The 12009-nt window shown below is 72.0% G+C and carries 8 protein-coding genes and 1 pseudogene; all 9 read left to right on the top strand.

All coding sequences use genetic code 11. From position 1 onward, the window contains the following. Positions 1-41: 41 nt before the first annotated feature. The 9 genes and pseudogenes from ACZ63I_RS16755 (at position 42) to ACZ63I_RS16715 (ending at position 11953) form a co-directional block, all read left to right on the top strand. Entirely contained in the window at positions 42-1391 is a 1350-nt protein-coding gene (locus ACZ63I_RS16755; RefSeq protein WP_469339305.1) for an ABC transporter substrate-binding protein, read from the top strand. A gap of 62 nt (positions 1392-1453) precedes the next feature. Continuing rightward, positions 1454-2953 (top strand): glycoside hydrolase family 36 protein, encoded by a 1500-nt coding sequence (locus ACZ63I_RS16750; protein WP_469339303.1) that lies wholly within the window; start codon positions 1454-1456, stop codon positions 2951-2953. A 91-nt stretch (positions 2954-3044) separates the two neighbouring features. After that, positions 3045-4202 carry an ROK family transcriptional regulator gene (locus tag ACZ63I_RS16745; protein WP_469339301.1) on the top strand — a complete coding sequence of 386 codons (1158 nt, stop codon included), beginning with the start codon at positions 3045-3047 and terminating at the stop codon, positions 4200-4202. Positions 4203-4394: 192 nt separating this feature from the next. Further along, positions 4395-5204 carry an aminotransferase class IV family protein gene (locus tag ACZ63I_RS16740; RefSeq protein ID WP_469339300.1) on the top strand — a complete coding sequence of 270 codons (810 nt, stop codon included), beginning with the start codon at positions 4395-4397 and terminating at the stop codon, positions 5202-5204. A gap of 81 nt (positions 5205-5285) precedes the next feature. Beyond that, positions 5286-5861: pseudogene (locus tag ACZ63I_RS16735) on the top strand (SDR family NAD(P)-dependent oxidoreductase). A 596-nt stretch (positions 5862-6457) separates the two neighbouring features. Next, positions 6458-8023 (top strand): DUF4331 domain-containing protein, encoded by a 1566-nt coding sequence (locus tag ACZ63I_RS16730; protein ID WP_469339298.1) that lies wholly within the window; start codon positions 6458-6460, stop codon positions 8021-8023. 92 nt (positions 8024-8115) lie between these two features. Then, positions 8116-9477 carry a tetratricopeptide repeat protein gene (locus tag ACZ63I_RS16725; RefSeq protein ID WP_469339297.1) on the top strand — a complete coding sequence of 454 codons (1362 nt, stop codon included), beginning with the start codon at positions 8116-8118 and terminating at the stop codon, positions 9475-9477. Then, positions 9474-11048, top strand: coding sequence for a nickel/cobalt transporter (locus ACZ63I_RS16720; protein WP_469339295.1), 1575 nt, complete (start codon positions 9474-9476; stop codon positions 11046-11048). The genes ACZ63I_RS16725 and ACZ63I_RS16720 overlap by 4 nt, the downstream gene beginning before the upstream one ends. A 182-nt stretch (positions 11049-11230) precedes the next feature. Continuing rightward, on the top strand, positions 11231-11953 hold the full coding sequence (locus tag ACZ63I_RS16715; protein WP_469339294.1) for a dienelactone hydrolase family protein: 723 nt from the start codon (positions 11231-11233) through the stop codon (positions 11951-11953). Positions 11954-12009: the final 56 nt, after the last annotated feature.

Below are 12009 nucleotides of genomic sequence, written 5' to 3'. Positions count from 1 at the left end.
CACCCCCGTCCTCACCAGATCCTCCAGAGAGGTCACCCACCATGCGATCCACGCATCTGCGTGCCGCCGCGGCCCTGCTGTGCCTGGCCGCCACATCGACACTCGTCTCCTGCGGAAACTCCGACGACGCCGCCGACGGCAGCACCACCCTCAACTACTGGCTGTGGGACGACAAGCAGCTCCCCGCCTACCAGGACTGCGCGACCGCCTTCCACACGGCCAACCCCGACATCACCGTCAAGATCACCCAGACCGCCTGGACCCAGTACTGGCAGAACCTCACCACACAGCTCACCGCGGGCGACGCCCCGGACGTGTGGACCAACCAGAGCACGTACTATCCGCAGTTCGCCACGAGCAACCAACTGCTGGACCTCCAGCCCCTGGTGGACCGCGACAAGGTGGACGTCTCCGCCTACCAGGCCGGGCTCGCCGACACCTGGGTCAAGGACGGCAAGCGCTACGGGCTGCCGAAGGACTGGGACACCATGGCGCTCGTCTACAACGCCACCACCCTCAAGCAGCAAGGGGTGGACACCGCCGAGCTGGACAACCTGACCTGGAACCCCGCCGACGGCGGCACCCTGGAGAACGCCATCGCCAGGGCCACCGTCGACACCAAGGGCCACAACGGCCTCGACCCCGCCTTCGACAAGAAGCACGTGAAGACCTACGGGTTCCTCGCCGAGTGGAACGACGGCTCCCAGGGCCAGAACGGCTGGGGCGACCTCGCCGCGGCCAACGGTTTCAGCTACCTCGACAAGAACCCGTGGGGCACGCACTACAAGTACGACGACCCCAAACTCGCCGAGACCATCGGCTGGTTCAAGCACCTGATCGACAAGGGGTACACCCCCGCCCTCGACAAGCAGTCGACCGTCGCCAACAGCGAACTGCTCATCGCCGGCAAGGGCTCCCTCATGGTCACGGGCTCCTGGACCATCTCCACCTTCATGGACCCCAAGGTGCAGCAGAAGCTCGCCTTCGCACCGCTGCCCACGGGTCCGGCCGGCCGCAAGAGCGCCATCAACGGCCTCGCCGACTCCATCTGGGCCGGCACCAAGCACCAGGAACAGGCCTGGAAGTGGGTCAAGTTCCTCGCCTCGCCCGCCTGCCAGGACCTCGTCGCCAAACGCGCCGTCGTCTTCCCCGCGCTCAAGACCGCCACCCAGAAGGCACTCGCCGCACACGAGGCCAAGGGCGACGACGTGCACGTCTTCACCGACGCCGCAGCCGCGAAGAACGGCACGTTCCTGCTGCCCGTCACCGAACACGCCACCGAGATCAGCCCCCTCGTCCAGGACGCGATCCAGTCCGTGATCCTCGGCGCCGCGCAGCCAGGACCCGCGCTGAAGTCGGCCAACGACAAGGTCAACGGCCTCTTCAAGTAACCGCAGGTTCGCGCCACCCGCGCGGCCGCGCACCCTTCCACCACCATGACGCAAGGAGACCCATGGCCCAGCTTCTGGACCTCGGCGGGCGCACGTTCGCCGTCGAGCTCGAAGGCGACGCCCCCGCGCAGCCGGTCGACGGCGGCCTGCTGCTGCCGCCGGGCCGGGCGGCCCTGCTGCACGGCCTCGGCGACGCGCTCTTCTACCGGCACGGACACAACTCCTGGAGCCCGTGCGGCTGGCGCCGGCTCTCGGCGGAACCGCTGCGCATCGAGAGCGCCGAACGCCGCCTCACCGCCGACGACACCGTGTGGGACGACCCCGCCCGCCACCACTCCTCGGCCGTCGCCGCCCTCCAAGGCGCGGACGGGCAGGTCCTGCTGCTCGGCGCACTCGGGCTCGACATACCGCGCCTGACGGCGGACGGGAACACCCTCGCCGGGTGGTACGAGCGCGAAGGGGCGCCGTGGTTCCTCGCGTACGGCGGCGAGGAGGAGGTCTTCGCCGCGTACGCCCGGCAGCTCGCCGCCCGGCTCGGCCGCAGCGACAAGCGCGCGGGCAACGTGTGGTGCAGTTGGTACGCCTACTACGAGAACATCACCGAGGAGCAGCTCACCAAGGACATCACCGCGCTGCGCGGCCTGCCCTTCGACGTCGTCCAGGTCGACGACGGCTGGGAGCGGATGGTCGGAGACTGGGAACCCAACGCCGACTTCCCCTCCGGAATGCGGGCGCTGGCCGACCGGATCACGGACGCGGGGCTGCGTCCCGGCCTGTGGCTCGCCCCGTTCATCCTGCTCCCGGGATCCCGCACCGCCCAGGAGCGGCCCGAGCTGCTGCTGCGCGACGAGCGCGGCGAGCCGGTGGTCGCCGGCCACAACTGGGGCACCGGCTACTGGGCACTCGATCTGACCCGGCCCGCGGCGCAGGAGCACCTCCGGCGGATGATCCGCCGGGTCGTCCACGAGTGGGGGTTCGGATATCTCAAGGCGGACTTCATCGGCGCCGGGGCCGCGCCGGGCAAGCGGGCCGAGGACACCGGCCGCGAGGAGGCGTACCGGACAGGACTGCGGATCATCCGCGAGGAGGCAGGACCGGACGTCTACCTCCTCGGCAGCGGCGCTCCGCTGCTGCCGTCCCTCGGCCTGATCGACGGCATCCGCAGCGGCCCCGACGTCGCGCCGCTGTGGGAGCACTACGCCACCCAGGACCCGTCCGACGCGCTGGCCCGCAACGCCGTCGTCAACACCCTGCACCGGCTCTGGCAGGCGCCGCTGCTGGAGGTGGACCCGGACGTCGTGTACTTCCGCAGCCGCCTCAACCTGCTCACCGAGCAGCAGCAGCGCTGGCTGCGCGACCTCGCCGACATCTGCGGCTTCCGGGCGGTCTCCGACCCGCCCGGCTGGCTGCACCCCGACGAACTGCAGGCGATGACGGCGTACTTGGCAGCCCGGCCCGAGGTGCGCAGACTCGGCAGGTACCGGTTCGCACTCGACGGACGCGAGGTCGACTTCACGCCGGCGGTCGCCCCCGAGACGCAGCAGCGCTATCCGATCTCATGACGCCGTCCGGCGGGCCGACCACCGCCCCGAATTGTAAACTGCTCAGCATTATCTAAACGGCGGGCACCGGAACCCCTTCAGGGAGTACCACATGACGACGACCGGAACAGATCTGTCCCGGATGCGCGAGCTGAACCAGTTGTCGATCGTGTGGGCGCTGCGCGGAAATCCCCCCGCGACCGTCACCGAACTCGCCGGCCGGGCCGGGCTGTCCCGGCCCGCCGTCGACGTCCTGGTGCAGAGCCTGGTCACCCACGGCTGGGCCGAGGTCGAGGAGCCGGGCGCCAGCAGCGTGGTGGGGCGCCCGGCCCGCCGCTTCCGCTTCCGGGCGGACGCGGGGCATGTGCTGGGCATCGACATCGGCGTCCACAAGATCCTCGTCATGCTCAGCGACCTGGAGGGCAACCTCGTCAAGACCGTGCGCCGCCCGGCCGACCCCGAGGCGGCGCCGGAGGCCCGCCTCGCGACCGTCGACCACGTCATCGACGAGGTCCTCGGGGAAGCCGGTATGACACCCGGCGACATCTGGGCCGTGACCGTAGGGGTGACAGGCCCGGTCGACGCCAGCGGCCGTACCACCCTGTTCACCCCCCTGCCCGGCTGGCACACCATCGACCCGGCCGCGCATCTCGCGACCCGCTTCCCCTGCCCGATCCAGGTCGAGAACGACTGCAAGCTCGCCGCCGTCGCCGAACGCTGGAAAGGAGTCGCCCAGGACGCCGACGACATCGTCTTCCTCCTCGCGGGACTGCGCACCGGCGCAGGACTGATCCTCGACGGCACCCTGCGGCGCGGCCACGGCGGCGCGGCGGGCGAGCTGGGCGCGCTCAAGGCCGTACGGTGGCTGACCGCCCCCAGCCACCTGGAGAACTGCCCCGGCGCACCGGAGTCCGCCGCTCCCGGCGAGGCCGCGGCCTGGGTGTTCCAAGCGGCCCGCGACGGCGACCGCGACGCGAAGACCGCCGTCCGCCGCTACACCCGCGACCTCGCCGTAGGCCTCGCGGCCCTGGTGCTCGCCCTCGACCCCCAGGTCGTCGTCTTCGGCGGCGGCTTCTCCCGCTCCGCCGACGTCATCCTCGACCCCCTGGAACGCGAACTCACCAAGCACTGCCTGCGCCTGCCGGAGCTGCGCACCTCCACCCTCGGCGACGAGAGCGTGGCCCTGGGCGCCGTACGCCTGGCACTGGACGAGGTCGACAGCCGCCTCCTGAGCGACGGCCTGGCCGACCCCACGGCTCCCCGGCGGTAGGGAGGGCGCACCGCCGCCTCCACGCGACGAACCGGTCGCCCGACCCGCTGACCTGCCGCGCCGAGGACTCGGCGGAGGACCTTCAGGGGCCGTCCGCCCGCGCCGAGACCTCCCGGGTGCTCTTCACCGACCGCGACGGCCACCGCCGGCTGCGCACTGCCCTTCGGTGCCCGCACTGTCACACTGCTCGGTGTGATGGAACTCGACGGACGGCCCGCAGACCCCGAGTCCCTGCAGGCCCTGGCGCTCGTCAACTACGGCCACTTCACCTCGATGCGCGTCGACGACCGGCGCGTACGCGGTCTCGCGCTGCACATGGAGCGGCTCGCGCGGGACTGCGGGACGGTGTTCGACGTACGGCTCGACACCGATCGCGTACGGGAGTACGTGCGCCGTGCCGTGCGCGGGCAGGACGGGGCGTTCGTGGTCCGGGTCTCGGTGTTCGACCCGGCTCTGGAGCTGGGGCACCCCTCGTCACCCGCGACCCCGCACGTCCTGGTGACCACGCGCCCGTCCGGCCCCATGGCCCTGCCGCCGCTGCGGGCCAAGTCCGTTCCGTACGTACGGGATCTGCCCGGGGTGAAGCACGTCGGCCTGTTCGGAGCCCTGCACGCCCGACGGGCCGCCCAGTTGGCCGGCTTCGACGACGCGCTGTTCGTCGGCCCCGACGGCCTGGTGTCCGAGGGCGGCACCTGGAACGTGGGATTCGTCGACGCCGCCGGCACTGTGGTGTGGCCCAAGGGCGACGTACTGCCGGGCGTCACCGCCGCGTTGCTCCAGCGGCACCACGATCGCACCGACACGCGCACGCCCACACTCACGCACACCACCGCGCCGGTAGCCCTCGACGCGGTACGCGGCATGGCGGCGGCCTTCGCCACCAACACGAGCATCGGTGTCCGGGCGATCTCGGCCGTCGACGACGTCACGTTCCCCACCGACCACCCGGTACTCGCCTCGATGCGCGACACGTATCTGAGCTTGCCGGGCGACCCGGTCTGAGCGGCGGCCCTTCCGCGGTTCGTCGGAGGAAAAGGGTGGCCGGGTGGCTGCCAGGATGACGATCGGTGACTTCGCGCGGTCGTGGTCGGCGGTACGAAGGGCCTCGGCGCGGCCGTCGTCAGCCGCCTCGCGGACGCCGGTGCGCGAGTGATCGCGATCGGCCGGTCCGGCCTCGACATCCTCGTCCAGGTGACCGGCGGCTCCGCGTCCCCGAGCGGCGGACACGCCGCCATGACCGACGCCGACCGGGACGCCGAACTCACCCTGAACCTCCTCGCCGCCGTACGTATCGACCGCGCGCTGACGCCGCTCCTCGTGGCGAAGGGCAAAGGCACGATCGTCCATGTCGGCTCCATCCAGAGCAGGATGCCGCTGTACGACGGCACTCTCGGCTAGGCGGCGGCGAAGGCGGCCCTGCGCGCCTACAGCAAGGGCCTCGCCAACGAACTGGCTCCGCGCGGCGTCCGCGTCAACACGGTCTCACCGGGCGGAATCCAGAGCGAGAGCGCCAACGGGCTCGCCCGGCGTATCGCCGAAGCACACGGTCCCCCCGCGCACGAGATCGCCGACGTCATCGGCTTCGTCGTCTCGGACGCCGCCGCGTCCGTCGTCGGCGACGAGATCACCGTGGACGGCGGCACAGTCAAGACCACCTGACCGCCGACCAACGACGCAGCCGCCGGGGGCCCCTTCGGTCCGGGGCCCCTGCCGGCTGCCGCTGCCTCACCACCGTGTTCCGTCATCACACCCCCTTCGGAGCGGCGGCCGTTGTGGATTGCCGCTGCCACCGAATCACCGGGGCATTCACTCCGAAGGGTGAGCGGTATGTCCCGCCGCCACGGCCGGCCCGTACCCCGTCCCACAGGCGCCGACTCCCGATCGGACTAACGCGGACCTTCCGTGTCGCGATGTTTTCTCCGTCGGTCCGAGCAGCGCCCGCAGCCGCTTCGACCTGCGGCTTCAGCGGGACGAGCCCGGCGACCGCCCCCGGGTCCCCGCAGCCGTACGGCACTTCTCACCGGTTTTTCATGGTTCGCTGCCATCTGTGCGGTGGCCCGTTCCACCGCGCAGTGGTACTCGACCGGCGAAGGCACCATGCCCCCGTGCCTTCGTGGAAGCCGCCCGGACTCGTCCCGATTGATGTCCCGCCCGCTGGGTCGACCGACCGCACCCTTGCTCACCTGACCCCGCTCTGCCGTGCGGCCCAGCCGCAGGCAGCGCGGGCGGGCGTATCCGCAGACGAGAGGAACCCTATGAAGTCCCCCTCATCACAGCCGCGTTCACGACGCACCCTCGACCAGTCGCTGCTCGTTCTCGGCGCGAGCGCACTGGCCACCGGGCTGGCCGCACTGACTCTGGCGCCGGGCGTCAGCTCCGCCTCCAGCCACCGCGAAGCGCCGATGGTGGCCGGCGACCCCCGCGCGGACAACACCGATGTGTACGCGTTCACGAGTCCGGACCGCTCCGACACCGTGACCATGGTCGCCAACTGGATCCCCTTCGAGGAACCCAACGGCGGGCCCAACTTCTACGCGTTCGCCGACGACGCCCGATACCACATCAACATCGACAACACCGGTGACGGCCGCCCCGACGTCACGTACACCTGGTACTTCCGCAGCGAGGTCCGCGACGCCGAGAACCAGTTCCTGTACAACACCGGGCCCGTACGCAAGATCGACGATGCCAATCTCAACTTCCGCCAGGTGTACGACCTGACCGTCACCACCGACGGCCACACCGAGACGCTGCTGCACGACGCACCGGTCGCCCCGTCCCGTACCGGCCCCGCTTCCATGCCCAACTACGCGGCGCTGCGCGCGCAGGCCGTACGCCCCGTGCCCGGCGGGGCCAAGGCGTTCGCCGGGCAGGCGGAGGACCCGTTCTTCGCCGACCTGCGCGTCTTCGACCTGCTCTACGGCGGAAACCTGAGCGAGCGCGGCAAGGACACCCTGGCCGGTTACAACGTGAACTCCGTCGCCCTCCAGGTGCCCAAGCGACTGCTCGCCCTGCACGGGAGCGCCGGCCGCAACCCGGTCGTCGGCATCTGGTCCACCACCGAACGCCGCGGCGCGAACGTGTCCGACAGCCGGGTGAAGACCCACGGCGACGACTGGCGCCAGGTCTCCCGCCTCGGCAACCCGCTGGTCAACGAGGTCGTCGTACCGATCAAGTACAAGGACGCCTTCAACTCGATCTCGCCGGACCAGGACCGCACCGTGCAGCCGGTCGTCGACAAGGTCTACGACCCGATCCTGCCCAAGCTGATCAAGAAGGTCTACGGGGTGCCCGCCCCGAAGGTGCCGCGCAACGACCTCGCCGAGATCTATCTGACCGGTGTCTGCACGGCGTGCGGTCCCATCAAGGCGGACCTCAACGCGCACAGCCTCAACAAGGACGCCGACCCGGACGAGATCGTCCCGGCGGAGGAACTGCGGCTGAACATGGGCGTCGCGCCCGCCAAGAAGCCGCAGCGGCTCGGTGTGCTCGCCGGCGACCTGGCAGGCTTCCCCAACGGACGCCGGCTGGCCGACGACGTCATCGACATCTCCCTGCAAGCCGTGGAAGGCGCGGCCCAGACGGGCAAGCTGGTGCCCGCGCTCGCTGCGGGGGACAAGGTGGACAAGAACGACGTCCGCTTCGGCACCGCCTTCCCCTACCTGGCCCTGCCGGAGACCAAGAACGTCAACGCCACCCGGGCCGGCGCGCGGCATGCGGGCGTGACGAACCCGAGCAACGCGGCGGCGATCGGCGGCGTCGGCGCCCTGCTGCTGGGTACCGGTGCCTACCGCATGAAGCGGCGCCGCACCACCGGCTGACCCGCCCCGCCTCATGACCGGGGCCGGGCGATGTCCTCCCAGCTTCGCCCGGCCCCTGTCCCCCCACCGCAACGCGCTCCGCGAGGAGGACCGTGCCCCAGCCCACCGCCAACACGCCCAGAACCGCGAGCCGCAGACGGCTGCGCACCACCGCCGTCACCCTGGCCCTGGGCGCTGCCATGTTCACCGCGGGCGCGGTGGGACTGTCGCCGCAGAACACCGGCCAGAACACCGGCCAGAACACCGGCCAGCCGGTAAGCGCGGCGTCGCCGCCCGGTGCCGCCCGGGTCAGTTCGCTCGCCTCGATGCGGAAGCAGGTGGAGCGGCTGCCGCAGGACGCCGCCGGCTGGGCGCAGTTGGGCATGGCCTACGTCCAACAGGGCCGCGTCACCGCGGACGCGGCGACCTACACGAAGGCGGAGTCCGCGCTGCGGCGCTCGCTGGAGATCCAGCCCGACGACAACTACCAGGCGCAGACCGGCATGGGCGCCCTCGCGGCGGCCCGGCACGACTTCACCACCGCACTGGCCCGGGGCAGGAAGGCCGCGGCCGCCAACCCCGCCAACGCGGCGGCCCAGGCGGTCCTCGCCGACGCGTACACCCAACTCGGCCGGTACGCCGACTCGTACCGCGCCGTGCAGCGCATGGTCGACCTCCGCCCCGACACCTCCTCGCTCGCCCGCGCCTCCTACACCTGGGAGTTGCGCGGCGACATCCCCCAGGCCCGCGCCCTGATGAAGCGGGCACTGGACGACGCGGCAGGCCCCGGCGACCAGGCGTTCACCCGGCTGCATCTCGCCACCCTGGCCCAGGACTCCGGCGACGCCCGCACCGCACTGCGCGAGGCCAGCGGCGGCCTGCGCGCCGCCCCGCACGACGCCGCCCTGCTGGAGGCGCGGGCCCGCGCCGACGCGGCACTCGGCCACACCCGGCAAGCCATCGCCGACTACACCGCCGCCGTCGCCATCGCACCACTGCCTCAGTACGTCGTCGGCCTCGGTGAGCTGCACCAGTCCCTCGGCCACCGCGCACAGGCCGACACCCAGTACGCGCTGATGCGTACGCAGGAGCAGCTCCGCCGGGCCGGCGGCATCGCCCCCGACGTGGACGACGTCCTGTTCGAAGCCGACCACGGCGACGCCCGCCGCGCCGTCGCCCTGGGCCGGGCCGCACTGCGGAACCGGCCCTTCATCGCCGTACAGGACGCCTACGCCTGGGCGCTGCACCGCGCGGGACGGGACGACGAAGCACTGCCGTACGCCGACCGCGCCCTGGCCCTCGGCACCCGCAGCGCGCTCTCCCTCTACCACCGCGGCACCATCCAACAGTCCCTCGGCCACCGGGCGTCGGCGCGTGCCGACCTCGAACGGGCCCTGGCCGTCGACCCGCACTTCCATCCTCTGCTCGCGCCCCGGGCGCGCGCCGCACTGCGCCGAATCGACTCCGCGTCATGAACCTCACCCTCCACCGCGCACTCGCCGCCTGCACCCTGGCCGCCGCCGTCGCCACCGCGACCGCCGCAGCCGTACAGCCCGCCTCCGCCCACCCGTTGGGCAACTTCACCGTCAACTACCACACCGGCCTGACCCTGCGTACCGACCGGATCGACGCCCGTATCGTCGTCGACCGGGCCGAGATCTCCACGGCCCAGGAACGCCCCCAGGTCGACCGCGACGGCAACGGCACCGTCACCCCGGCCGAGGCCCGCACGTACGCCCGCGCCCAGTGCGGCACGGTGACCCGTCAACTGCGCGTCGAGGCCGGGGGCGACGCCGCCTGGCACGCCGGCAGCAGCGCCTTCGCCTACCGTCCCGGCGAGGCCGGACTGCGGACGAGCCGCCTCACCTGCGAACTGACGGCCGCCGCCGACCTGGCACACCCGGCCGACGTCACCGTACGAACCGGCTACGACAGCCGCCGTATCGGCTGGCGGGAAATCACCGCGCAGGGCAAGGGAGTCGCCCTCGTCGCCTCCGACGTACCCACCGCGTCGGCCACCGGCGAACTGCGCCACTACCCGACGGACCCCCTGGCGAACCCGCTCGACCAGCGATCCGCCGTACTGCGCACAGCGCCGGGCCGCAGCGCCGGTGTCGTACCCGCGGCCCTGCCCGGGTCCGGACTGCTCACGACCGCCCTCGCCCAGGTGTCCGGCGCCTTCGACTCGCTCGTCGGCGCCCGCGAACTCACCTTCTCCGTGGGCATGTTGGCGCTCCTGCTGGCCGTCGTCCTCGGGGCCTCGCACGCCGCGATGCCCGGCCACGGCAAAACCATCATGGCCGCCTACCTCGCCGGGCGCCGGGGGACACCGAAGGACGCGGTCGTCGTCGGCGCCACCGTCACCCTCACCCACACCGCGGGCGTACTGGCCCTCGGGCTGATCCTCCCCGTCGCGACCGGCCTGGCCGGCGAGACGGTGCTGACCTGGCTCGGCCTGGCCAGCGGCCTTCTCGTCACCGCCATCGGCGTATGGCTGCTGCGCTCCGCCGTACTCAACCGGTACACCCCCGGCCACTCGCATGCCCACGGCCACGGCCACGGGCATTCCCACGGGCATGGCCACGCACACCACCATCACCACCCCCACCCGGACGCGGCTCCCGCGCGGGCGCAGAGCGACGAGTCGGCCGTCGCCCTGCTGACGAAGGACGACGGTCACGAGCCGCACACCCACACCGCGCCGGCCGCCACGCGCGGCGGCCTGATCGGCATGGGCATCGCGGGCGGACTTGTCCCCAGCCCGTCCGCCCTCGTCGTCCTGCTGGGAGCCGTGGCGCTGGGCCGCACCGCCTTCGGCGTGCTGCTCGTCCTCGGCTACGGGCTGGGAATGGCCGGCACCCTCACCCTCGCCGGCCTGCTGCTCGTACGGCTCCGCGAACGCATCGACCGGACGGCCCGCACCGCGACCAGCCCCCGCTGGGCGGCGCTCGCCCGGCTGGCCGCGATCGGCCCGGTCGCCACGTCCGGCCTCGTCCTGCTCGTAGGCATCGGGCTCACCCTGCGCGCGGCCACCGGCCCTTGGTAGCGCGCGTGAAAACCGGTTGGTGAACGACCGCGACCCCTGCTACCTTCGCGGAGGCCGTGCGAGAGAACGAGGAGGTGGTACCCGTGAACGCAGTATCGACATGGGTGCTCCCCTCCGGGGTCGCGGTCGGACGATAGGTCGTCCCGGGAGCGCCGCAAGCAGCTCTCCCGAAAGGCACGACCATGCATTTCACCTCCCAGCAGCGCCTCGACGACGGCGTCCTCGAACGCGAATTCGCCCTCGGCGAGATCCCCGGCACCCTGTGGACGCCCGAGTCCGCAGCGCCGGCTCCGCTGATCCTGATGGCCCACAACAACGCCATGTCCAAGAACCAGCCCCGGCTGGTGGCCCGCGCCCGGACCACCGCGGCGCGCGGCTTCGCGGTGGCCAGCATCGACGCCGCCGGGTGCGGTGACCGGCCCCGTTCCGCCGCGGACGAGCAGGCCCGCGAGGACCTCCGCCGGGCGATACGGGCCGGGGAGCCGGTCGACGACATCTTCGAATCCTTCATCGGACCGCTGGTCGAGAAGGCGGTCCCGGACTGGCAGACCGCCCTGGACGCCCTGCTGTCCCTGCCCGAGATCGGCGGCCGGGTCGGCTACAACGGGTGGATGGCCCTCGGTATCCGGCTGGCGGCGGTCGAACCGCGTGTCGCGGCCGCCGGCTTCTTCGCAGGGGGGTACGTGCCCCTCGCCCAACGCGAAGAGGCCCGGCAGGTCACCGTTCCGCTGCTGATGCTGCTGCAGTGGGACGACGAGGGGAACCCCCGGCAACGGGCCCTTGACCTGTTCGACGCCTTCGGCACGAAGGAGAAGACACTGCACGCCAACCTGGGCGGCCACACCGGCACCCCGTGGTTCGAGCTGGACGACGGGGCCCGGTTCTACACCCGCCACCTGAAGTAGCGCCCGCCCGGCAGGCCGGACGCACCACCGCCCCGATCGCACCGGTACCGCCCGCA

Source organism: Streptomyces sp. NPDC087906, from assembly GCF_055584925.1.
Note: the sequence above shows the minus strand (reverse complement) of the source record. Positions and strands in the feature narration are given on the sequence as shown.